Source organism: Enterobacter sp. 301B, assembly GCF_003850715.1.
Classification (GTDB): Bacteria; Pseudomonadota; Gammaproteobacteria; order Enterobacterales; family Enterobacteriaceae; genus Enterobacter; species Enterobacter intestinihominis.
The window spans coordinates 1-21,850 of the sequence record NZ_PQTC01000012.1 but is presented as its reverse complement, the minus strand read 5'-3'; the positions used below and the strand labels follow the sequence as shown (position 1 = coordinate 21,850).

Below are 21,850 nucleotides of genomic sequence, written 5' to 3'. Positions count from 1 at the left end.
CTATGTACCAGTTTGTACTGGGAAAGATCTCCACCCTTAGCGCGGACCCGCTGGCGTCAACGCTCGCAGACATGGCACCTCAGGGTGCGCGATACGCTTCCTGGCTTGCAGGCCGGACGCTGCTCGCCAGAACTTTATCCCCCTCACCGCTTCCCGAGATAATCTACGGCGAGCAGGGAAAACCGGCCTTCGCTAACGGCCATCCGCTGTGGTTTAACCTGAGCCACAGCGGGGACGATATTGCCATGCTGATAAGCGATGAAGGCGAGGTTGGCTGCGATATCGAAGTGATCCGCCCGCGGGAGAACTGGCAGGCGCTGGCGAATGCCGTTTTCAGCCTCACCGAGCATGACGAGCTGGAGCGTGAAGCGCCGGAAGAACAGCTTTCCGCATTCTGGCGCATCTGGACGCGCAAAGAGGCGATCGTCAAACAGCGTGGCGGCAGCGCGTGGCAGATTGTCAGCATTGACAGCACCGCCCAGTCGCTCCCGGTCAGCCAGCTGCGCTTCGGCTCGCTGAGTCTGGCGGTCTGTACCCCTACGCCTTTCACCTTAACGGCGGAATCGGTGACTTACTCCGGTATTTCTGCGGCATAAAAAACGGCCATTCCGGTTAAAACCGAAATGGCCGTTGTGCATTTAACGCGTTGCTAAGCTTATTTTAAATTATCTGGAAAGTTTTTTGGCAACTCGCTGGCAGCACACGCAATAACGCTATCGTCATTCGCACCGCAGTCGCGTACAAAAGTAATCGTCGCAAATTCATCAATCACTTCGGTTGGATACGCTGGCCCGGCATCACGGTAGCTGTTCATCAGCGGAATGTGATCGTTCTGGAAGCAGACGGTTTTTTCCGGATTATTCATGACCCAGCGTGGGAAGAAGATGGTGCCGTGGAACAGGCGGTCGCCCAGGTTCACAATCAGGCTCACGTCGGTACCGGTTGGCTCCGTCCAGGAAATTTTATAGATGCTTTCCCCGACGCGGACAATGTAGGCCTGCTGATCTTTCACCCAACGATTGCCCACCAGACCACTGTGAATACGGTAGTCGAGCGTGTTCTCGTTTTTAACGTAAATTTCGTAGTTCCAGCCATTGTCGTAGGTATATACCAGATGTTAGCCGACGAAGCCGCTTAAATCATGTTTATCGAAGGTGCTCATAAGATGTCTCCTTTGTTTTGATGAGACGATCGTACCCCTTCAAAAAATGAATGAATAACGCTATGTTTGAATCAAATTCATCCAAAATTTAGATTAATCATGCACAAGACGACGCTCGAACAGTGGGCCTTGCTGGAAAGAGTCATCGAGGCTGGCAGCTTCGCTAAGGCGGCGGAAGAGACCCATCGCAGCCAGTCCTCGGTCAGCTATAACCTGTCGCTTTTGCAGGAGCGGCTGGGCGTAGCGCTCCTGATGACAGAGGGACGCCGTGCCGTGCTAACCCCGGCGGGTGAGCTGTTGCTGAACCAGGTTAAACCGCTGCTGAAAGCCTTCGCCTATGTTGAAACGCGCGCTGCGACCCTGCGCAGCGGGATGCGAACCCGTATCGACCTGATGGTAGACAGTATTTTTCCGCGCAGCCGGCTGTTCGCGATTTTGCGCCAGTTTCAGCAGCTGTACCCGCAAACGCAGGTGCGGCTTACCGAGGTGCTGGAAAACAGCCGCGCAGATGCGCTCAATGATGAGGCCGACGTGATGGTCTTAACCCGCCGCCAGGACATTACCGGCCTGGGCGAATGGCTGATGAATATCGATTTTGTTGCCGTCGCGCATCACGCGCACCCGCTGTTTGCGCTGGATACACCGCTTAACGACGAGATGCTTCGACCGTGGCCGCGCATTCAGATCGCAGACAGCCAGCCCACCGTTCGCCCCACCGGGGAGTCGTGGACATTCTCCACCATCGATGCCGCGATCGAAGCAGTGATGTATCAGGTTGGATATGGCTGGTTACCGGAAGAACGCATTCAGACCCCGCTCCAGCAGGGCATCCTCAAAATCCTGCCCCTCAGCCACGGCGTTCGACGCGCCACGCCGCTGCACCTCATCGTTAAACGCTCCCTCAGCCCGCTGGACGAGCAGGTTGAGACGCTGTTGCGCCTTTTTAAACAGGAGCCGTCATCGTCAACTGCTACGCTTTAAGTTTTGAACCATAAAACGACAAGGAGTGAACGATGAAAATCGATTTAACGGGGAAAGTGGCGCTGGTGACCGCGTCCACCGGCGGTATTGGGTTTGCCATCGCCCGCGGACTGGCGGAGAGCGGTGCGGAAGTGATCGTCAACGGGCGCAGCGTCGACTCGGTGAACAAAGGCATTCAGGCGCTCCAGCAGGTGGTGCCAGGCGTACAGGTCCGTGCCGCCATCGCCGACCTGAGCTCGCAGGAGGGCGTTGACGAACTGCTCAGGGTCGCCACGCACGTCGATATTCTGGTGAATAACGCCGGGATCTATGGCCAGCAGGATTTTTATTCCACCGACGACGAGACCTGGGAACGCTACTGGCAAACCAACGTGATGTCCGGCGTGCGCCTCTCCCGTGCCCTGCTGCCCGGTATGGTACAAAAAGGCTGGGGTCGGGTAGTGTTTATCTCGTCAGAATCGGCCTGCAATATTCCTGCGGATATGATCCACTATGGCGTGACAAAAACCGCCCAGCTCTCGCTGGCGCGCGGTCTGGCGAAGTTCGTGGCAGGCAGCGGCGTCACGGTGAACAGCGTGCTGCCGGGCCCGACAATGTCGGACGGTTTTGCCGCAATGATGAAAGACGAGATGGAGAGAACCGGCAAATCGCTGGAGCAGCTGGCGAAAGCGTTCGTGATGGAGAATCGCCCCAGCTCGGTTATTCAGCGCGCCGCAACGGTAGAAGAAGTGGCGAATATGGTGGTGTATGTCTGTTCCATGCAGGCCTCCGCGACTTCCGGCGCGGCGCTGCGCGTTGACGGTGGCGTGGTGGATGACATAGTTTGACCCGTCAGCCCACAGGTTCGAGAAAAAATGAGATCGGATAGAAGGACTGTGAAGGTAAAGCAGGTAAACTAGTGAACAGAATGTGTATTTCAGCTAAGACGTATTTATGACCAATATGATTGCCGACGAAGCCGTGGCGAAGTCCAGCGTGCTCTCTGTCTTTGACTTTGATGGTACGTTGACGCACCACGACAGTTTTATTCCGTTCCTGCGCTTTGCCTTTGGCAAGCGCTACTTTGCGGGTCGCCTGGTGCGCATGGCCCTGCCTACGCTGCACTGCGTGCGTCGCAAGCTGACGCGTGATGAGCTGAAAGAGGTGTTGATCAAAACCTTCCTGACGGGGGTGGATGAGCACTGGTTACGTCAGCAGGCAGAGGCCTTCTGTGAAAAATACTGGAACAAGCTGATGCGCCCGGAAGGGGTCATGGCTGTCGCCAACGAAGTTAATTCCGGTGCGGAAGTGACGATTTGCTCCGCCTCCCCGGCGCTGGTATTGCAGCCGTGGGCCGATAAGCTCGGCATTAAGCTGATTGGCACGCAGCTGGAAGTGAAAGACGGCAAGCTGACCGGGCGGATCACCGGTAACAACTGCCGCTGCGCGCAGAAAGTGGCGAGGCTGGAAAAGGTGTATGGCGATCTGAACGCATATCACCTGCGCGCCTGGGGCGACACGCGTGGCGACCACGAGCTGCTGGCGGCGGCGCAGGATCCGCACTGGCGCCATTTCCATCATCCGCGCAAGCGCCGAAACTCACCGATAATAAAGTAGCCTTTTGCCGGGTGGCGGCTGCGCCTTACCCGGCCTACATCCCAGTCGTAGGCCCGGTAAGCGAAGCGCCACCGGGCGATACATCAGGCCTCACGTTTCCCCGGGAACATCACGCTCGCAATAATCCCCAGCGCCAGTACCCCCAGCACCACAAACAGGCTTGCCGTGGCACCGATGTTATAGCCGTGATGCCAGAAGTGATCGGTCGCATTCAGCCCCAGCTTGAACGCCACGAAGAACAGCAGTAACACTACCGCTTTCTCAAGATGCACCAGATACTGCTTCAGCGCTTCCAGCACGAAGTAGAGGGTACGCAGGCCGAGGATTGCGAACATCATGGCGCTGTAGATAATCAGCGGCTCGCGGCTGACGGCAATGATCGCGGGAACGGAGTCGAAGGCGAACATCACGTCGGACAGCTCTACCACCGCCACGCAGAGCAGCAGCGGCGTCGCGTAGCGCTTCGCCTTCTTCACACGACCTACCATCACATCCTTGTTTTCAGGCTTCTCCAGCTCGGCGTCCACCTCTTTTTGGGTCAGGATAAACGCGTGGCTGCTGATTTTTGGCCAGACCGGATAGAAGCGTTTTACCAGGCGGTACGCCAGATGGTTGGAGTAATCCTCGACTTCATCACTCTCTTCATTGCGTTTCAGCATCATCACCGCGGTCCAGCCGACGACCAGCGCAAAAATCACCTCAACGTATGGCCCCAGGCTGAGCAGGCTGGTGCCGATGGCAACAAAAATACCGCGGAACACAATCGCCCCCAGCACGCCCCAGTAGAGCACGCGGTGACGATACTTATCCGGCACGCCGAACCAGGCGAAGATCGCCATCATCACAAACAGGTTGTCGACGGAGAGCACCTCTTCCAGTGCATAGCCGGTGAGGAACAGACTGGCCATCTCCGCGCCGTGGTGCACGTATAAGAAGCCAGCAAACGCCATCGCCATCATGACCCAGAAGATGGACCACATGGCCGCGCTTTTCAGCGAGATCGGTTTATCGTGACGGTGCATGAAGAGGTCGATAAACATCGCCCCAACGGCCATCACCACAAAGACAACAACGGTTTCCGTCGGGAAACCGAGATGAGCAGCAGACATAGACAACCCTTTTAAGAAGACAAAACACAACACCATGCAGGCTGGCGTAAACCAGAAGTGAGAATGGGGGAGCGTGTTATTCGCCTATACCCCACAAAACCGCAGCTCTTTGGCTGCGCAAGGTGTGTACTTTACCTCACAACGAGGGGTGGCGCATCTGTCGTTTAGGCTCACGAGGTAAAGCCCGTTAACTGTGAGTCACGTCTTATTTACATCATTTAAACCTTCCATTAACTGGATAAAAAGAAGGCGCCGACGCTATAGTGGTTTTGTTTAATAAAACCGAGTTGTACCTGATAAAACCAAGAACAGACCCTGCGAGGAACACATGACAGAACATATTCGTAATGGCACTGCCGCCACTGAGGACATAGAAAGAGAGACTATGCGCAAGGTGATCTGGCGTATCCTCCCGTTTCTGATAGTCAGTTATCTGGTCTCCATTATCGATCGCGGCAATATCGGCATGGCTTCGCTACAGATGAATGAGGATCTCGGTCTCAGCAAAGCGGCGTTTGGCTTCGCCAGTAGCCTCTATTTCGTGGCGTATTTTCTGTTTGAAGTTCCAAGCAATCTGGCAATGCAGAAAGTTGGCGCACGTCTGTGGATCCCCCGCATTATGATCAGCTGGGGGGTGGTATCCATGTGTATGGCACTGGTACAAAACACGACGTCGCTTTATATCGTGCGTTTTCTGCTGGGTGCCGCGGAGGCGGGCTTCTTCCCCGGCGTCGTACTCTTTCTGACCTGGTGGATCCCTTCCCGCTACCGTGCGCGAATTATCGCGTCCTTTATGGTCGCGATCCCGCTGGCCAATTTTATTGGCTCGCCGCTGTCCGGGTTGATTCTGTCGCTGGATGGATGGCTGGGTCTGCGCGGCTGGCATCTGCTGTTTATCATTGAAGGTTTACCCGCCGTCCTGCTGGGTATTGCCGCCTGGTTTGTTCTTCGCGATCGTCCGCACCAGGCTAACTGGCTTAACGCGGAACAGAAAAAATGGCTGGAAACGACGCTTGAAACCGAGCGTCAACAGCAAAAAAATATCGGACACCAGACGACATGGCAGCTGCTCAGGCATCGTCAAATCTGGCTGCTGGCGCTGATTTACGCAGGCGCGTCATCAGCGGGCACCACCATCAGCGTCTGGTCACCGCAGCTGCTGAAATCGTTCCACCTGGATAATCTGGAGACGGGTCTGTTCAACGCCATTCCTTACGGTCTGGCATCCGTACTGATGATTGTGTGGGGACGCAGTTCGGACCGAACCAACGAACGCCGCTGGCATACCGCTCTGACCCTTTTCATTATTGCCGCAGGCGTATTTGCCGCCTTTGTCAGCGTCTCTCTTTCCGCCACCATTGTTATCCTGAGCATCATGCTGATAGGGGCGTATTCAATGAAGGGGCCTTTCTGGGCGCTGGCGTCAGGCTGGATGAGCAGCACGTCGGCGGCTGCGGGCCTGGCTGCAATTGGCGCCATCGCTAACCTTATCGGCGGTGCGGTGATGGTCAACGCTTACGGTATTATCAACGAACGGACGGGTAGCCACACGCTGGCCATGCTTCCTCTGGCGGCGTTATGCGTCACGGGGGGTATCGCGGTATTGGTGATGGGACGCCAGGCCAGCAATGCTCAGTTGCATGAAAAGCAGGTCACCCATTAGACATAACAAAAGCGGGACGCACGTCCCGCTTTATGCTTAGAGACTCTCTTCCGCAGTATCCTGCGTTTCCCCATAAAACTGCTGGCAAAAAGGCTTACTGGCCCCCATTTTCTGTGACAGGCGGCTGGCGGTGGCATGCATTAGCTGGCTGATCCCCTGTTCACGGCGATCTTCAGTCAGTCTGGAGATGGGCCCGGTCAACGCCAGCGCCGCAACCAGCTTGTCATTGACGCCGAAGACGGGCATTGCGAACGCCGCAGTATGCGGGTCACGGGCGCCTGCGGTATAGAGCGGAACAGCGGGCTCCCCCTCTGGCAGCGCGTCATTAAGGCCCCAGTGGCGAAGCACTTTACTGATGGCAGAATCGTCCAGCGGAAACTGAGTACCCGGCAGATTGCTGTGACGCAACCCGTGCGATGCTTCTGCCCGGAACAGGCACAGACGTTGCCCGCCTTCTAACACATACCAGCTGGCGCTCTCCTGAGAGGCCTGTGATAACGCCTGAAGCTCAGGCTGCACCACCCGGGAAAGATGGAAAGATTGTTCATAAAGTTTGCCAAGGTAAAGCAGACGTGGGCCAAGCGCATAATTGCCGTCATCATGCCTGACGACATAGTTCATTCGCTCAAGCGAATTCATTAACCGGTAAACCGTGGTTTTGTGATAACCCGATAGCTGCGCCAGCGCGGTCAGCGTCAGGCTCTCATCGCCGGGACGGAAGCAATCCAGTAAAGCCAGCGCCTTTTCGACCGCTACAACGCCTTCGTTACCCATCATCATCTCCTTTTCTGCTCGGCAGTGAGTGTACCTCAATTTTTGTGAGTCACTTCGTGTTTACATCACAAACGCCATCGCAGATCTGGCTAATGGGAAAGTAACACCGCTATAGTTGTTTTGTATTGTACACCTGCATTGTACACAGTAAAACAATATGGAGGCATATATGTCCGTTTCTGAAAAATCATTGATTAATCGTCAGGTCGAACGCGTATCGGCTGAACAGGTTCACCAGGCTGCCGAGTATCAGGCCGCCATTCTGGCGGATGTTGCCGGTCGCCGCGGTACACTCCATGGTCGTATCAAACCGCTCGCGCCTCACATGGCCGTTGCGGGCCCGGCAGTCACCGTGGAGGTGCGCCCGGGAGATAATCTGGCCATCCATGCCGCAATGGCCGTAGCACAGCCTGGCGATGTGTTGGTTGTTGACGGGAAAGGCGACCTGACCTGTGCGCTGCTCGGTGAGATTATGGCGACGCAGGCCCAGGCAAGCGGTATTGCGGGCATCATCATTGACGGGGCGGTACGTGATGCCGATACCCTGAGTAAAGGGCACTACCCCGTCTTCGCCGCCGGTCTTAACCCCTGTGGCCCGACAAAATCAATTCCTGGCCGGGTTAATCACCCCATCTCTATCGCTGGTGCAACGGTACGAGCCGGGGATCTGGTGGTCGCGGATATCGACGGCGTGGTGGTGATCCCGCGTGATGAAGTGCAGGCCGTTATCGCCATGGCCAAAGGGAAACTCGAAACAGAGACCCGACGTCTTGCTGCTATTCGTGAGGGCGATTTACGTCCACACTGGCTTAACGACGCGCTGCGTAAGGCAGGCATGTTATCTGACGGGGAGACGCTGTAATGGAAGATAAACGCGTTGTACTGGTCACGGGATGCGACCTGGCGGACCAGGCTGTCAGCATGCTGCGAGACTTTGACGTGGTGTATGCCGGTCACCAGCCCACAGAAGATCAGCTGGTTACGCTGTGCGAACGGCACAATCCTGTGGCCATCCTGGTGCGTTACGGCAAAATAACCGCAAGGATCATGGATGCAGCCCCTGCATTACAGGTTATATCGAAACACGGAAGCGGCATTGACGTGATAGACCAGCCAGCGGCAGCGGCGCGTAATATCGCCGTTCGTTCCGCCCCCGGCGCCAATGCGGCAGCGGTTGCAGAACATACCTGGGCATTGATTCTGGCTTGTGCCAAATCCGTGGTCACCCTCGATAAACGCCTGCGCGACGGGCACTGGGATAAAGCCACGCACAAATCTATCGAGCTGGAAGGCATGACGCTGGGGCTTATCGGTCTGGGGGCGATTGGCTCGCGGGTTGCGCTGGTGGGGCAGGCATTCGGCATGCAGATTGTGGCGTATGATCCTTACGCTAAAACGATGCCATCTGGTTGTGAACGGGCAAACACCTTACCCGACCTTTTATCCCGTGCCGATGTTATCTCATTGCATTGTCCGCTCACTGACGACAACAGAGGAATGATCAACGCAGACACGCTCGCGCACTGTAAACGTAACGCGATTCTGGTGAACACAGCGCGCGGCGGGTTAATTAACGATGAAGCCCTGTTACACGCGCTGAAGGATGGAACCTTGCACAGCGCGGCACTCGACAGCTTTACCAGCGAGCCACTGACCGCCCCGAACCTGTGGCAGACCGTCGATAACGTCATCATTTCGCCGCATATTGGCGGCGTCAGCGCAGCGTCATACATCAAGATGGGAACCGTGGCCGCCAGCAATATTCTGGACGTTGTACACCTGACTGACGTCGCCGTCAGCCCCTAAAATGCAATGATGAATGACCGCGCCCGCTTGTCATTTACCCTCAGCGAGTGCCTGCGCGCATGCCCAGGCACTGGCCCACGCCCACTGGAAGTTATACCCGCCGAGCCAGCCGGTCACGTCCATCACTTCACCAATGAAATAAAGACCCGGCACGTTGCGGGCTTCCATCGTGCGGGATGAGAGTTCGTTTGTATCCACGCCGCCCAGCGTCACTTCCGCCGTGCGGTAGCCTTCGGTGCCGTTTGGCTGCACGCGCCAGTTCGTCAGCGTCTCCACCAGCGTGTCCTGCTCGCGGCTGTTGAGCTGCTTAAGCGCAACATCTGGAATTTGCCCTAACACCTGCAAGCACTCCACGAGACGCTTCGGCAGCTGCATCGCCAGGGTATTTTTCAGGCTTTGATTCGGGTGCGCGGCGCGTTGCTCATTGAGGAAGGCGTCCAGATCGCAGTCCGGCACCAGGTTTACGGAGACAAACTCCCCCGGCTGCCAGTAGCTGGAGATCTGCAATACCGCTGGCCCCGAGAGACCGCGATGGGTAAAGAGCAGGTTTTCGCGGAACACCGTGCCGTCTTCGGCCGTAATGACCGACGGCACAGACACGCCGGAGAGCGTCTGAAGCTGTTCCAGCAGCGGCTTATGCAGCGTGAACGGCACCAGCCCGGCGCGCGTGGGCAGTACCTTCAGGCCAAACTGCTCGGCGATTTTGTAGCCGAACGGTGAGGCACCCAGCCCCGGCATCGAGAGGCCGCCGCTGGCGATCACCAGGTTATCGGCGCTGACGGTTTCGCCGTTGAGTTGCAGCGTGTACCCTTGCTCGTTACGGGCGACGTCCAGCACTTCGGTGCGCAGGCGCATGACTACGCCGCCTTTCTCGCACTCGGCCACCAGCATATCCACGATTTGCTGGGCAGAGTCGTCGCAGAACAGCTGTCCCAGCGTCTTCTCATGCCACGCGATACCGTGTTTACCCACCAGTTCGATGAAATCCCACTGCGTGTAGCGCGCCAGCGCAGATTTACAAAAATGACGGTTCTGGCTCAAATAGGCCGCAGGCTCGACATAAAGATTAGTGAAATTGCAGCGCCCGCCACCGGACATCAGGATCTTGCGGCCAGGCTTTTTTCCGTTATCCAGCAGCAGCACACGACGACCCGCTTGTCCGGCCATTGCCGCACAAAACATACCCGCCGCACCGGCGCCAATTACTACGGCATCAAACCTTTCCACGTCAAAATCCTCTTCGTTAACTGCCGCGGATTGTAAAGTTTCCTCAGTGGTCGCACCAGCGTAAAAAGATATTACAAAGCCATTTCATTGATATTTAAAGATTATCTATTCAGGCACATTTCTCAAATCAGGTGGTATGTCAAAAAAAGTCTATATTTCACTTTGCCCGTTGCGCATTTGTCCTGGATAATGCGCCGCGTTCATGTCCTCAAAATGGCGTAACGTCCTATGCTACATTTGTTTGCCGGCCTGGATTTACATACCGGGCTTTTATTATTGCTTGCTCTGGTTTTTGTGCTGTTTTACGAAGCGATCAATGGCTTCCACGACACTGCAAACGCAGTTGCAACGGTTATCTACACTCGCGCAATGCGATCGCAGCTTGCGGTCGTTATGGCGGCGGTATTTAACTTTTTTGGTGTCCTCCTGGGCGGACTGAGCGTTGCCTATGCCATTGTGCATATGCTGCCAACGGATCTGCTGCTTAACGTGAGTTCCGGTCATGGCCTGGCCATGGTGTTCTCAATGCTGCTTGCTGCGATTATCTGGAACCTCGGTACCTGGTATTTCGGCCTGCCGGCATCCAGCTCTCACACCCTTATCGGCGCGATTATCGGTATCGGTTTAACTAACGCCCTGATGACCGGTACATCGGTTGTTGATGCGCTGAACCTTCCTAAAGTACTGGGTATTTTCGGCTCTCTGATCATCTCCCCTATCGTCGGTCTGGTGGTAGCGGGTGGATTGATTTTCATCCTGCGTCGCTACTGGAGCAACACGAAGAAACGTGCACGTATCCACCTGACGCCAGCAGAGCGTGAGAAGAAAGACGGCAAGAAAAAGCCGCCGTTCTGGACGCGTATCGCGCTGATCATTTCCGCTATCGGCGTCGCCTTCTCTCATGGCGCGAACGATGGTCAGAAAGGTATCGGTCTGGTGATGCTGGTTCTGATTGGCGTCGCACCGGCAGGCTTCGTGGTTAACATGAACGCCTCTGGCTATGAGATCACCCGTACCCGTGATGCGGTAAACAACGTTGAGACTTACTTCCAGCAGCATCCTGATTTGCTGAAGAAAGCGACCGGCGTAGACCAGTTGATCCCTTCTCCTGACTCTGGCGCACTGACTGCACCGGGCGAGTTCCATTGCCACCCGGCAAACGCGATTAACGCGCTGGAACGTGCGAAAGGCATGCTGGCCGATATCGAAAGCTACGACAAACTGGCTGTAGAACAGCGTGGTCAGCTGCGTCGTATCATGCTCTGTATCTCCGACGTGACCGATAAAGTCGCGAAGCTGCCAGAGGTCAATGCTGACGATAAGCGTCTGCTGAAGAAACTGAAAGGCGATATGCTCAACACCATTGAGTACGCGCCAATCTGGATCATCATGGCGGTCGCGTTGGCGCTGGGTATCGGTACGATGATTGGCTGGCGTCGTGTGGCGACCACCATCGGTGAGAAGATCGGTAAGAAAGGCATGACCTATGCTCAGGGCATGTCCGCGCAGATGACGGCGGCAGTGTCTATCGGTCTGGCGAGCTACACCGGTATGCCAGTCTCCACCACCCACGTACTCTCTTCGTCCGTGGCAGGTACCATGATTGTTGACGGCGGCGGTTTGCAGCGTAAAACCGTGACCAACATTCTGATGGCCTGGGTGTTCACCCTCCCGGCGTCCATCCTGCTGTCTGGCGGTCTGTACTGGATTTCGCTGAAGCTAATTTAATCGGCTGAAGGCGACAAAAAAGCGGGTCAGGAAACTGACCCGCTTTTTTTATGCTCAGTGCCATATCATCAGCGCAATCATACTCACCACAACCAGACCACACAGGGCGCTGGTCAAAATGAACTGACGACGCAGGCGCTCGCAGCGACGGATAAACTCTTCATCGTGGTGATCGCGGTAGCGCTGGTAGTAGATATACCCCACCAGACGCATCTGCTTGCTGGGCTGTCCGTGCGAGGTGAAGAACCCTCCACCGTCCACATATTGATAAAGCAACGGATCGCAACCACGAAGTACCACTAACAGCGCACGTAACGATGAGAAGTAGCGCGCCATATTCACTATGCAAACCACGCATAACGCCCAAAACAATGCGACGGTGCTAATCATACATCCTCCCCGGCGTCCACCCACGAAGCAAGGCTCCTGAGCTACCGCACCCCAATGCCCTGACAGACAGTTCAGTGAAAGAATGACTAAAAGTCGATCCGGTTCGCGTTTTAATATCCGAACGGCTCATTAAATAGTGTAGGAGATCCGTTAATTTTTTTGCCACAAGGTTAATCGTTATCAACACCAAAGCTTGAAAAATATGTTTAACTGGGCCGTAATGAAAGCATCAGACGACGGCTTTCCCATTTAGTCATCGATAACTTAAGGAAGGAGTAACACTATGGCTTACAAACACATTCTTATCGCGGTAGACCTCTCCCCGGAGAGTAAAGTGCTGGTTGATAAAGCAGTATCCATGGCACGTCCCTACAACGCGAAAGTTTCGCTGATTCACGTTGATGTGAATTACTCCGACCTCTACACCGGTCTGATCGACGTGAATCTCGGCGATATGCAGAAACGCATCTCCGAAGAGACTCACCACGCGCTGAGCGAGCTTTCTACCAACGCGGGCTATCCAATCACAGAAACCTTAAGCGGTAGCGGCGATCTGGGCCAGGTGCTGGTTGATGCGATTAAGAAATACGATATGGACCTGGTGGTATGCGGTCACCATCAGGACTTCTGGAGCAAACTGATGTCTTCCGCACGTCAGCTGATTAACACCGTACACGTGGATATGCTGATTGTTCCACTGCGTGACGAAGAAGACGAGTAAGTGCAAAAAAGCCCGGTGGCGCTAACGCATACCGGGCCTACAAGCGGCACTGAATGTAGGCCGGGCAAGGCGAAGCCGCCACCCGGCTTTTTTTATTCCGGCGTACCTGAGTAGATATCAAAGCGATGCCCTTTGGTGGTCACCGCGTTAGTGGTCGCAACGTCCGCCAGCGGCGGCGCATAGTCAGGACGTTTCACCACCACCCGCTTCGTCGCCAGTTGACGAGCCGGCTCCAGCAGGCCATCGGCATCTAAATCTGGCCCCACCAGCGACTGAAACACCCGCATCTCTTTCTTCACCAGCGCGCTTTTCTGCTTATGCGGGAACATGGGGTCGAGATAGACCACCTGCGGGCGCGGGGTGATATCGGTCAGCGCCGTCAGGCTGGAGGCATGAATAAGTTGCAAACGTTCCTGTAACCACGAGCCGATTTCCGGGTCCGCATAGCCTCGCGTCAGCCCGTCGTCGAGCAGCGCGGCGACAACCGGATTACGCTCCAGCATCCGCACACGGCAGCCCACCGAGGCCAGCACAAACGCATCGCGCCCCAGCCCCGCCGTGGCGTCCACCACGTCCGGAAGATAGCTCCCTTTAATGCCAACCGCCTTGGCCACCGCTTCGCCGCGACCGCCGCCGAACTTACGCCGGTGCGCCATCGCGCCGCCGACAAAATCGACAAAAATCCCGCCAAGCTTTGGCTCATCGCGCTTGCGCAGCTCCAGATGTTCCGGCGTCATCACCAGCGCCATCAGGTTCTCTTCATCATGTTCCAGCCCCCAGCGGGCCGCCAGAACAGATAAGGCGCCGTCACCGGCGCCTGTTTCATCTACTAAGCAGATCTTCACGTAGCAATCAGCCTTTGATTCCGTAATGCTCCAGCATCGCATCCAGCTGCGGCTCGCGGCCACGGAAGCGTTTGAACAGCTCCATAGGCTCTTCTGAACCGCCGCGCGTCAGGATGTTGTCGAGGAACGACTGACCGGTTTCGCGGTTGAAAATCCCCTCTTCTTCGAAGCGCGAGAAGGCATCCGCCGCCAGCACGTCGGCCCACAGGTAGCTGTAGTAGCCTGCGGCGTACCCGCCTGCGAAGATATGGCTGAACGCGTGCGGGAAGCGTCCCCAGGTCGGGCCTGGAATAACGGCAACCTGCTTTTTAATCTCAGCCAGGGTTTCGAGGATTTTCGCCCCCTGCTCCGGGCTGAACTCGGCGTGCAGGCGGAAGTCAAACAGGCCGAACTCCAGCTGACGCAGGATAAACATCGCCGCCTGGTAGTTTTTCGCCGCCAGCATTTTATCCAGCAGTTCTTTCGGCAGCGGTTCGCCCGTTTCGTAATGACCAGAGATAAACGCCAGCGCGTCCGGCTCCCAGCACCAGTTCTCCATAAACTGGCTTGGCAGCTCGACCGCATCCCATGGCACACCGCTGATACCAGCGACGCCAGCGGTTTCGATGCGGGTCAGCATGTGGTGCAGGCCGTGACCGAACTCGTGGAACAGGGTGATCACTTCATCGTGGGTAAACAGAGCAGGTTTGCCGCTCACCGGACGGTTGAAGTTACAGGTCAGGTAGGCAACAGGTTTTTGCAGGGAACCATCCGCTTTACGCATCTGGCCCACGCAGTCGTCCATCCACGCCCCGCCGCGCTTGTTCTCACGCGCGTAGAGATCGAGATAGAAGCTGCCGCGCAGCTCGTTGTTCTCGTCATACAGCTCGAAGAAGCGCACGTCCGGATGCCAGACCTCGATGTCGGTACGCTCTTTCGCGGTAATGCCGTAGATGCGCTTCACTACCTCGAACAGACCGTTGACGGCTTTGTTTTCCGGGAAGTACGGACGCAGTTGTTCGTCGCTGATGCTGTAGAGGTGCTGTTTCTGTTTTTCGCTGTAGTATGCGATATCCCACGGCTGAAGCTCGTCCACGCCGAACTCCGCTTTCGCAAAGGCGCGCAGTTGGGCTAACTCTTTTTCACCCTGAGGACGGGCGCGTTTCGCCAGATCGGTCAGGAAGTCGAGCACCTGCTGTGGGTTCTCGGCCATTTTGGTGGCGAGGGATTTATCCGCGTAGCTGTCGAAGCCCAGCAGCTGTGCCAGCTCGTGGCGCAGGGCGAGGATCTCCGCCATCACCGGGCTGTTATCCCACTTACCGGCATTCGGCCCCTGATCGGAGGCGCGGGTGCTGTAGGCGCGGTACATCTCTTCGCGCAGGGCCTGGTTGTCGCAGTAGGTCATCACCGGCAGATAGCTTGGGATATCCAGCGTTAACAGGAAGCCTTCCTGCTCTTTCGCTTCGGCCTGGGCTTTTGCCGCCGCCAGCGCACTTTCCGGCATACCGGCCAGTTCGGATTCATCGGTAATCAGCTTCGTCCAGCCCATGGTGGCGTCGAGGACGTTGTTGCTGTACTGGTTGCCCAGCTCGGACAGGCGCGCGGCGATTTCGCCGTAGCGAACCTGTTTTTCTTTTGGCAGGCCAATCCCGGACAGTTCGAAATCACGCAGCGCGTTATCAACCGATTTTTTCTGCGCCGTGTTCAGTTCGGCATAATGGTCGCCGTCGCGCAGGTCGCGGTAGGCTTTGTAGAGCCCCTCGTGCTGGCCGACCCAGGTGCTGTACTCGGAGAGCAGCGGCAGGGTCTGTTCGTAGGCTTCGCGCAACTCCGGGCTGTTTTTCACCGAGTTCAGGTGGCTCACCGGGGAGAAAATGCGCCCCAGCACGTCGTCCACTTCGGCCAGCGGCTGACACAGATTTTCCCAGGTGTACGGCGCGCCCTGCGCGACCACGTTCTCTACCGCCGCGCGGCAGTTTTCCAGCGACTGGGTAACGGCTGGAACCACATGCTCAGGGAGGATTTTAGAAAACGGTGGCAACGAAAAAGGCGTCAGTAATGGATTGGTCATAAACGCTGTCCTGTTGAAATAGATGAATGAAGCGCGCATCCGGCGCTGTGCATATTGTTTTCTGTAATGGGGTTAAGTGTAGAGGATTTCAATGCCGGAGGTTGTCGAAAAACGCCCTGTGGCGCTGCGCTTACCGGGCCTACGGGTAATCTGTGCCGTTCTGCTGTAAACTGTGGAAAATCGTCAATTCAGCGGAAAATCATTACCCATGCTCAGTTATCGCCACAGCTTCCACGCTGGCAACCACGCCGACGTCCTTAAACACACCGTTCAGAGCCTGATCATTGAAGCGCTTAAAGAGAAAGACAAGCCGTTTCTCTACCTGGACACCCACGCGGGGGCGGGCCGTTATCAGCTGAGCGGCGAACATGCCGAGCGTACCGGTGAATATCTGGAAGGCATCGCCCGTATCTGGCAGCAGGACGATCTGCCTGCCGAACTGGAGCCGTACATCGGCGTGGTGAATCATTTCAACCGCAACGGCCAGCTGCGCTATTACCCTGGCTCTCCGCTGATTGCCCGCCAGCTGCTGCGCGAGCAGGACAGCCTCCAGTTGACCGAGCTGCACCCAAGCGACTTCCCGCTGCTGCGCGCTGAGTTTCAGAAAGATAACCGCGCCCGCGTGGACAAAGCCGATGGCTACCAGCAGCTAAAAGCCAAACTACCGCCGGTTTCGCGTCGCGGCCTGGTGCTGATCGACCCGCCGTACGAAATCAAAACCGACTATCAGGCGGTGGTGACCGGTATCAACGAAGGTTACAAACGCTTTGCGACCGGAACCTATGCCCTGTGGTATCCGGTAGTGCTACGCGCGCAAATTAAGCGCATGATCAAGGATCTGGAGGCGACCGGCATCCGCAAAATCCTGCAGATTGAGCTGGCGGTGCGCCCCGACAGCGACCAGCGCGGCATGACCGCGTCCGGCATGATTGTGATTAACCCGCCGTGGAAGCTCGAAGCGCAGATGAACAACGTGCTGCCGTGGCTGCACAAAACGCTGGTGCCAGCCGGTACGGGCCACGCCACCGTAAGCTGGATCGTGCCGGAGTAATCGCAGCCATCGGTGGAAACTATTGATTTCAAGTATACAATCGCGGCAATTCACGATTAAGGACAACGCTATGACTAAGCATTATGACTACATCGCAATCGGCGGCGGCAGCGGCGGCATCGCCTCCATTAACCGTGCAGCCATGTACGGCCAGAAGTGTGCGCTGATTGAAGCCAAAGAACTCGGCGGCACCTGCGTGAACGTGGGTTGTGTACCGAAGAAAGTGATGTGGCATGCCGCGCAAATCCGTGAAGCTATCCATATGTATGGCCCGGACTACGGCTTTGACACCACCATCAACCACTTCGACTGGGATAAACTGATCGCCAGCCGTACCGCCTACATCGACCGTATTCACACCTCGTACGATAACGTGCTGGGCAAGAATAACGTCGACGTGATCCGCGGCTTCGCCCGTTTCGTGGATGCGAAGACGATCGAAGTGAACGGCGAGACGATCACCGCCGATCACATCCTGATCGCCACCGGCGGCCGTCCGAGCCACCCGCACATTCCGGGCGCGGAATACGGTATCGACTCCGACGGGTTCTTCGAGCTGCCTGCTCTGCCAGAACGCGTTGCCATTGTGGGCGCAGGTTACATTGCGGTTGAACTGGCCGGCGTGATTAACGGCCTGGGGGCGGAAGCGCACCTGTTCGTGCGTAAACACGCGCCGCTGCGTAGCTTTGATCCGCTAATCGTCGACACGCTGGTCGAGGTGATGAACGCCGAAGGCCCAACCCTGCACACCAACGCCGTGCCAAAAGCGGTGGTTAAAAATGCGGACGGTAGCCTGACCCTGGAGCTGGAAGATGGCCGCAGCCAGACCGTTGATTGCCTGATCTGGGCGATTGGTCGTGAACCGGCCACCGACAACTTCAACCTGGCCGCAACCGGGGTGAAAACCAATGAAAAAGGCTACATCGTCGTTGATAAGTTCCAGAACACCAGCGTACCGGGTATTTATGCCGTTGGTGATAACACAGGTGCCGTAGAACTGACGCCGGTTGCCGTGGCCGCGGGGCGTCGTCTTTCCGAGCGTCTGTTTAACAACAAGCCGGACGAACATCTGGATTACAGCAACATCCCGACCGTGGTCTTCAGCCACCCGCCAATCGGCACCGTCGGCTTAACCGAGCCGCAGGCGCGCGAGCAGTACGGCGACGATCAGGTGAAAGTGTATAAATCGGCGTTTACCGCGATGTATACCGCGGTCACCTCGCACCGTCAGCCGTGCCGCATGAAGCTGGTCTGTGTGGGCCCGGACGAGAAGATCGTTGGCATCCACGGCATAGGCTTTGGCATGGACGAGATCCTGCAGGGCTTCGCAGTGGCGCTGAAGATGGGCGCAACGAAAAAAGACTTCGATAACACCGTGGCGATCCACCCCACTGCGGCAGAAGAGTTTGTAACAATGCGTTGATATTGATGCCCCTCTTCAAAGGGGCATTTTTTTAACATTCATAAATCGTTGCAAAACGAATGCTCCGAAAATCGTGATCTACCGCACATATCCCTCCACATCCACCGAAGCGAATGTCTACGCTTATAAGACGCCCGGAAAAACCTGTCTTTTAGAACACACAACCGGAGGTCCTTATCACCATGTTCAACCAGAAACTACAGGCTACCGAGAACATCGAGTTCGAGATTGCAGAAGAGCTGCGCTACGAGACCGATCCCTGCGAGTTGAAACTGGATGAAATGATTGAGGCGGAGCCGGAACCCGAAATGATCGAGGGGCTACCTGCCTCCGATGCCCTGACGCCTGCCGATCGTTATCTTGAACTGTTCGAACATGTGCAGTCGACACGGCTGTTTGCGGACAGCAAAACTTTCCCAGACTGCGCGCCGAAAATGGACCCGCTGGATATCCTGATCCGCTACCGTAAAGTGCGTCGTCATCGGGATTTTGACCTGGCGCGCTTTGTGGAGAATCACTTCTGGCTGCCGGAGGACTACAGTAAAGAGTATGTCTCTGATCCCGGCTTCTCCCTGAAAGAACACATTGATAACCTGTGGCCGGTGCTGACGCGCGAGCCGCAGGATCACATCCCGTGGTCGTCGCTGCTGGCGCTGCCGCAGGCCTATATTGTGCCCGGCGGGCGATTCAGCGAGACCTACTACTGGGATTCTTATTTCTCCATGCTGGGGCTGGCAGAAAGCGGTCGTAACGATCTGCTGAAATGCATGGCCGATAACTTCGCCTGGCTGATTGAGCGCTACGGACATATCCCGAACGGCAACCGCACCTACTACCTCAGCCGCTCCCAGCCGCCGGTTTTTGCCCTGATGGTGGAGCTGTTTGAAGAGGACGGCGTGCGCGGGGCGAAGCGCTATCTTGAGCATCTCAAGATGGAGTACGCCTTCTGGATGGACGGGGCGGACTCGCTGCTGCTCAACCAGGCCTATCGCAGTGCGGTGCGCATGCCGGATGGCTCATTGCTCAACCGCTACTGGGACGATCGTGATACGCCACGGGATGAATCCTGGATTGAGGACGTTGAAACCGCCCGTCATTCCGGTCGTCCGCCGAACGAGGTGTATCGCGACCTGCGCGCCGGGGCAGCCTCAGGATGGGATTACTCGTCCCGCTGGCTGCGCGATCCTGCGCGGCTGGCCAGTATCCGCACGACGCAATTTATCCCCATCGATTTGAACGCATTCCTGTTCAAACTGGAGAGCGCTATCGCCAATATCTCAGCGTCGAAAGGGGATAAAGAGACGGCTGATCTGTTCCGCCAGAAAGCCAGCGACCGGCGCGCGGCGGTGAACCGCTATCTGTGGGACGAAGAGAACGGCTGTTATCGTGATTACGACTGGCGCCGTGAAGCCCTGGCGCTGTTCTCTGCGGCCAGCATTGTGCCGCTGTATGTGGGCATGGCGACGCATGAGCAGGCTGAACGGCTGTCCGATGCCGTTAAAGCCCGTCTGCTCACGCCGGGCGGTATTCTCGCCACCGAATATGAAACAGGTGAGCAGTGGGATAAGCCGAACGGCTGGGCACCGCTACAATGGATGGCGATCCAGGGGTTCAAGCAGTACGGCAACGACTCGCTGGGGGATGAGATCGCCTGGAGCTGGCTGCACACGGTAAACCATTACTACAAAACCCATCATAAGCTGATTGAGAAGTACCACATCGCCAGCAGCACGCCACGCGAAGGTGGCGGGGGTGAGTATCCGTTGCAGGATGGCTTCGGCTGGACGAATGGGGTGGTGCGGCGGTTGATTGGGCTGTATGGGGAGCCCTGAGTCTCCCCCCTCACCCTGACCCTCTCCCCTGAGGGGAGAGGGGACTTAACGGTGCGGCCTTTTCTCCCTCGCCCCTTTGGGGAGAGGGCCGGGGTGAGGGGGAAAAATAATCAGCGGATCACTTCATAAATGGCAGTCTGGATGGACTGCCATTTTTTTGTACTGGCATCGGGCTGCGTCTTCGCGCGGCGCGTTGCCATATCGGCGTCGTGCTGCTGACGTTTCACTACCGCGGGGATGGTACAGAATGCTTTCAAGTACTGCTTACGCATAGACGTCAGCGATTCGCCGTTCGCCATCGCATGGCTAAGCGTATTAATAAAGCGTCGGCAGGGCTTTTGCTCTGTCATTTGCAGGCGGTAGCGCAACATCACTTCCAGCACGTCATCGTAGCCTGCCGACAATGCCTCCTCCGTCCATGACATTTTCCAGTCCATGCCACCCTGCAAGAACAGGAGCGCCACGCGGGTATCATTGCGGCTAATCGCTGAACGGAAGTTGTTTTCATCCCAGGTGACACCCATGCGCGTCAGCGTTTCTCGCGAGGAAGGCGTTTCGCGCATCTCCTGCACCGGCGCGGGAGATGCCGTGCTGGCCACAGTCGGCTGCGGTTTACTGCTGGTTACCAGCCAGACTCCTCCCACGACAATCGCGATAACCATCACGCCAACCGCTCCCCACAGCACGCCGGAAATCAGCTGTTCGCGCTGCTCTGGCGTACGCGCGGCGCGCTGAGTCGGTTTCTCTATGCTGTCACGCACTTCAAACAGATCGCCGCCTGTGGTGCGGTCTATTTTTTGCGCCTTTTCCCAGAATGCATGCAGCTCGCTTTCATCCACCGCCATCAGCGCCGCCGGGTTAACGCGTGTCCGCCCTTCCTCAAACGCGCGCTGAACGGAGCGGGTGATCTGCGTGTAATAGCTGTCGAGCAGCTGGATTTGCGCCCCGCTCAACGGCTGCTGCACGGTGATGCTGTTGCGGATTTGACGGATATCTTCGAGGAAGGTTTGCAGGGTTTTGCGGGGTTCTACCAGCAGCGTCAGCATGTCCGGGGCGTTAAACAGCGACGTGTAGTAGCGGCTAAATTCTTTCTTATCCACCAGCAGCTGGGCCAGCTCACTAAATAACATGCCGCTCAGAACATCATTAATTTCACCGTTTTTCAGCCAGCGACGCACACGTTCAGCATTAAACAAGGTCTTAAGAGGATTATTCAGCCGCACCGGATCGGGCCATGCCTGCTGTATCAATCCTTTTATCATCAGCTCAATGGCACGCACCTGTTTCTGCGCCTGGAGCTGGCTCGCCTTGTCTGGCACCCTCCCGGTATCGTAGGTCAGAAGGGGCTGTTGCAGACGCAGATATTCAAGGGATGTGACGAAGCGCATCGCCGCAATCAGCTGGTTTTCGCTGACATCCTGCCCGCTTTCATACTGGGGAACGCGCTGCTGAAGCAAGCGTAATTGCAGCGTAAAGGCCGTCATTTCCGCAT

General features: G+C 56.6%; 20 protein-coding genes. 12 read left to right on the top strand and 8 right to left on the bottom strand.

The window, feature by feature from the left end:
* Positions 1-2: 2 nt before the first annotated feature.
* Positions 3-596 carry a 4'-phosphopantetheinyl transferase AcpT gene (gene acpT, locus C3451_RS14295; protein ID WP_022649693.1) on the top strand — a complete coding sequence of 198 codons (594 nt, stop codon included), beginning with the start codon at positions 3-5 and terminating at the stop codon, positions 594-596.
* Between the two features lie 59 nt (positions 597-655).
* Here acpT and C3451_RS14290 read toward each other — a convergent pair whose 3' ends face one another.
* Positions 656-1,114, bottom strand: coding sequence for a phenolic acid decarboxylase (locus C3451_RS14290; protein WP_223862226.1), 459 nt, complete (start codon positions 1,112-1,114; stop codon positions 656-658).
* Positions 1,115-1,261: 147 nt separating this feature from the next.
* Between C3451_RS14290 and C3451_RS14285 the strand changes: the two genes are divergently transcribed.
* The 3 genes from C3451_RS14285 to C3451_RS14275 all read left to right on the top strand — a co-directional run bounded on the left by C3451_RS14285 (position 1,262) and on the right by C3451_RS14275 (position 3,739).
* Positions 1,262-2,143 (top strand): LysR family transcriptional regulator, encoded by an 882-nt coding sequence (locus C3451_RS14285; protein WP_023298821.1) that lies wholly within the window; start codon positions 1,262-1,264, stop codon positions 2,141-2,143.
* Positions 2,144-2,175: 32 nt separating this feature from the next.
* On the top strand, positions 2,176-2,970 hold the full coding sequence (locus tag C3451_RS14280; protein WP_022649696.1) for an SDR family NAD(P)-dependent oxidoreductase: 795 nt from the start codon (positions 2,176-2,178) through the stop codon (positions 2,968-2,970).
* A gap of 106 nt (positions 2,971-3,076) precedes the next feature.
* On the top strand, positions 3,077-3,739 hold the full coding sequence (locus tag C3451_RS14275; RefSeq protein WP_063201337.1) for an HAD family hydrolase: 663 nt from the start codon (positions 3,077-3,079) through the stop codon (positions 3,737-3,739).
* Between the two features lie 83 nt (positions 3,740-3,822).
* On the opposite strand, the gene C3451_RS14270 is transcribed toward C3451_RS14275, so the two are convergent.
* The gene (locus C3451_RS14270; RefSeq protein WP_023298822.1) at positions 3,823-4,848 is read right to left on the bottom strand and encodes a TerC/Alx family metal homeostasis membrane protein; all 1,026 of its coding nucleotides are present in this window, start codon (positions 4,846-4,848) and stop codon (positions 3,823-3,825) included.
* A gap of 328 nt (positions 4,849-5,176) precedes the next feature.
* Here C3451_RS14270 and C3451_RS14265 point away from each other — a divergent pair, with 328 nt between their 5' ends.
* On the top strand, positions 5,177-6,511 hold the full coding sequence (locus C3451_RS14265) for an MFS transporter (protein ID WP_022649699.1): 1,335 nt from the start codon (positions 5,177-5,179) through the stop codon (positions 6,509-6,511).
* A gap of 36 nt (positions 6,512-6,547) precedes the next feature.
* On the opposite strand, the gene C3451_RS14260 is transcribed toward C3451_RS14265, so the two are convergent.
* Complete coding sequence (locus C3451_RS14260; RefSeq protein WP_045622200.1) at positions 6,548-7,285, bottom strand: IclR family transcriptional regulator; 738 nt, start codon at positions 7,283-7,285, stop codon at positions 6,548-6,550.
* Positions 7,286-7,454: 169 nt separating this feature from the next.
* Here C3451_RS14260 and C3451_RS14255 point away from each other — a divergent pair, with 169 nt between their 5' ends.
* On the top strand, positions 7,455-8,147 hold the full coding sequence (locus C3451_RS14255) for a ribonuclease activity regulator RraA (RefSeq protein WP_022649701.1): 693 nt from the start codon (positions 7,455-7,457) through the stop codon (positions 8,145-8,147).
* A complete protein-coding gene (locus tag C3451_RS14250; protein WP_045622202.1) occupies positions 8,147-9,091 on the top strand; it encodes a hydroxyacid dehydrogenase in 945 nt (314 codons plus the stop codon). Before C3451_RS14255 ends, C3451_RS14250 begins: the two co-directional genes overlap by 1 nt.
* A 30-nt stretch (positions 9,092-9,121) precedes the next feature.
* Here the strand turns inward: C3451_RS14250 and C3451_RS14245 are convergent, their stop codons facing one another.
* Positions 9,122-10,318 carry an NAD(P)/FAD-dependent oxidoreductase gene (locus C3451_RS14245; protein WP_023298827.1) on the bottom strand — a complete coding sequence of 399 codons (1,197 nt, stop codon included), beginning with the start codon at positions 10,316-10,318 and terminating at the stop codon, positions 9,122-9,124.
* Positions 10,319-10,546: 228 nt separating this feature from the next.
* On the opposite strand from C3451_RS14245, the gene pitA reads away from it, so the two are divergent.
* A complete protein-coding gene (pitA, locus tag C3451_RS14240) occupies positions 10,547-12,046 on the top strand; it encodes an inorganic phosphate transporter PitA (RefSeq protein WP_022649706.1) in 1,500 nt (499 codons plus the stop codon).
* Positions 12,047-12,100: 54 nt separating this feature from the next.
* Here pitA and uspB read toward each other — a convergent pair whose 3' ends face one another.
* The gene (gene uspB / locus C3451_RS14235) at positions 12,101-12,436 is read right to left on the bottom strand and encodes a universal stress protein UspB (RefSeq protein WP_003861224.1); all 336 of its coding nucleotides are present in this window, start codon (positions 12,434-12,436) and stop codon (positions 12,101-12,103) included.
* Positions 12,437-12,719: 283 nt separating this feature from the next.
* On the opposite strand from uspB, the gene uspA reads away from it, so the two are divergent.
* On the top strand, positions 12,720-13,157 hold the full coding sequence (uspA, locus tag C3451_RS14230; protein WP_003861223.1) for a universal stress protein UspA: 438 nt from the start codon (positions 12,720-12,722) through the stop codon (positions 13,155-13,157).
* 92 nt (positions 13,158-13,249) lie between these two features.
* Here the strand turns inward: uspA and rsmJ are convergent, their stop codons facing one another.
* Positions 13,250-14,002 carry a 16S rRNA (guanine(1516)-N(2))-methyltransferase RsmJ gene (rsmJ, locus tag C3451_RS14225; protein ID WP_032621975.1) on the bottom strand — a complete coding sequence of 251 codons (753 nt, stop codon included), beginning with the start codon at positions 14,000-14,002 and terminating at the stop codon, positions 13,250-13,252.
* Positions 14,003-14,009: 7 nt separating this feature from the next.
* Positions 14,010-16,052: an oligopeptidase A gene (gene prlC / locus C3451_RS14220; protein WP_045622204.1), complete on the bottom strand. Its 2,043-nt coding sequence runs from the start codon at positions 16,050-16,052 to the stop codon at positions 14,010-14,012.
* A 208-nt stretch (positions 16,053-16,260) separates the two neighbouring features.
* Here prlC and C3451_RS14215 point away from each other — a divergent pair, with 208 nt between their 5' ends.
* From C3451_RS14215 to C3451_RS14205, 3 genes are all read left to right on the top strand, one after another.
* Positions 16,261-17,103, top strand: coding sequence for a 23S rRNA (adenine(2030)-N(6))-methyltransferase RlmJ (locus C3451_RS14215; protein ID WP_045622206.1), 843 nt, complete (start codon positions 16,261-16,263; stop codon positions 17,101-17,103).
* 70 nt (positions 17,104-17,173) lie between these two features.
* Complete coding sequence (gene gorA / locus C3451_RS14210) at positions 17,174-18,526, top strand: glutathione-disulfide reductase (protein ID WP_045622207.1); 1,353 nt, start codon at positions 17,174-17,176, stop codon at positions 18,524-18,526.
* A gap of 182 nt (positions 18,527-18,708) precedes the next feature.
* Positions 18,709-20,358 carry an alpha,alpha-trehalase gene (locus C3451_RS14205; RefSeq protein ID WP_032626866.1) on the top strand — a complete coding sequence of 550 codons (1,650 nt, stop codon included), beginning with the start codon at positions 18,709-18,711 and terminating at the stop codon, positions 20,356-20,358.
* Positions 20,359-20,468: 110 nt separating this feature from the next.
* Here C3451_RS14205 and C3451_RS14200 read toward each other — a convergent pair.
* Positions 20,469-21,850: STY4199 family HEPN domain-containing protein (locus C3451_RS14200; protein WP_124304335.1), on the bottom strand; the 1,382-nt coding region annotated here is incomplete at its 5' end.

Excerpts from the sequence above, each read along its gene's own strand:
- acpT (WP_022649693.1), top strand. The coding sequence starts at position 3 with ATGTACCAGTTTGTACTGGGAAAGATCTCCACCCTTAGCGCGGACCCG.
- C3451_RS14285 (WP_023298821.1), top strand. The coding sequence starts at position 1,262 with ATGCACAAGACGACGCTCGAACAGTGGGCCTTGCTGGAAAGAGTCATC.
- C3451_RS14280 (WP_022649696.1), top strand. The coding sequence starts at position 2,176 with ATGAAAATCGATTTAACGGGGAAAGTGGCGCTGGTGACCGCGTCCACC.
- C3451_RS14275 (WP_063201337.1), top strand. The coding sequence starts at position 3,077 with ATGACCAATATGATTGCCGACGAAGCCGTGGCGAAGTCCAGCGTGCTC.
- C3451_RS14270 (WP_023298822.1), bottom strand. The coding sequence starts at position 4,848 with ATGTCTGCTGCTCATCTCGGTTTCCCGACGGAAACCGTTGTTGTCTTT.
- C3451_RS14265 (WP_022649699.1), top strand. The coding sequence starts at position 5,177 with ATGACAGAACATATTCGTAATGGCACTGCCGCCACTGAGGACATAGAA.
- C3451_RS14260 (WP_045622200.1), bottom strand. The coding sequence starts at position 7,285 with ATGGGTAACGAAGGCGTTGTAGCGGTCGAAAAGGCGCTGGCTTTACTG.
- C3451_RS14255 (WP_022649701.1), top strand. The coding sequence starts at position 7,455 with ATGTCCGTTTCTGAAAAATCATTGATTAATCGTCAGGTCGAACGCGTA.
- C3451_RS14250 (WP_045622202.1), top strand. The coding sequence starts at position 8,147 with ATGGAAGATAAACGCGTTGTACTGGTCACGGGATGCGACCTGGCGGAC.
- pitA (WP_022649706.1), top strand. The coding sequence starts at position 10,547 with ATGCTACATTTGTTTGCCGGCCTGGATTTACATACCGGGCTTTTATTA.
- uspB (WP_003861224.1), bottom strand. The coding sequence starts at position 12,436 with ATGATTAGCACCGTCGCATTGTTTTGGGCGTTATGCGTGGTTTGCATA.
- uspA (WP_003861223.1), top strand. The coding sequence starts at position 12,720 with ATGGCTTACAAACACATTCTTATCGCGGTAGACCTCTCCCCGGAGAGT.
- prlC (WP_045622204.1), bottom strand. The coding sequence starts at position 16,052 with ATGACCAATCCATTACTGACGCCTTTTTCGTTGCCACCGTTTTCTAAA.
- C3451_RS14215 (WP_045622206.1), top strand. The coding sequence starts at position 16,261 with ATGCTCAGTTATCGCCACAGCTTCCACGCTGGCAACCACGCCGACGTC.
- gorA (WP_045622207.1), top strand. The coding sequence starts at position 17,174 with ATGACTAAGCATTATGACTACATCGCAATCGGCGGCGGCAGCGGCGGC.
- C3451_RS14205 (WP_032626866.1), top strand. The coding sequence starts at position 18,709 with ATGTTCAACCAGAAACTACAGGCTACCGAGAACATCGAGTTCGAGATT.